The following is a 273-nucleotide window of genomic DNA, read 5'->3' on the forward strand; positions in this document are numbered from 1 at the left end:
TTTCTACAAACCCGACGACCTTCCGCAGGCTCTTGTAGCCTTCTCGGCTGGTACTGATTTCGTGTGCGTCGTACACCAGCCTGGCGCGTGACAACTTTGCTGCCAGCCAGGCGGTGGGCAGGGTATTGACGTCATGCGAGTGCACGACCGTCGCCCGGTACTCAAGCATCTTGAACAGCAGCGCGAGGTGCGTCCACCCGCGTGATACAGCTCTTAGAACAAGCAATTTCAGGCTGGGCTTCACCGGCGCGGACTGCTGAGACTCGCCACCGG

1 pseudogene is annotated in these 273 nt (G+C 60.1%); it reads right to left on the reverse strand.

Features of this window, described 5'->3' with window-relative positions:
* Window positions 1-244, reverse strand: a pseudogene (locus tag SB772_RS40910) (hypothetical protein); the annotation flags it as partial.
* Between the last annotated feature and the right edge of the window lie 29 nt (window positions 245-273).

The organism is Paraburkholderia sp. SIMBA_030 (assembly GCF_046535245.1).
GTDB lineage: Bacteria > Pseudomonadota > Gammaproteobacteria > Burkholderiales > Burkholderiaceae > Paraburkholderia.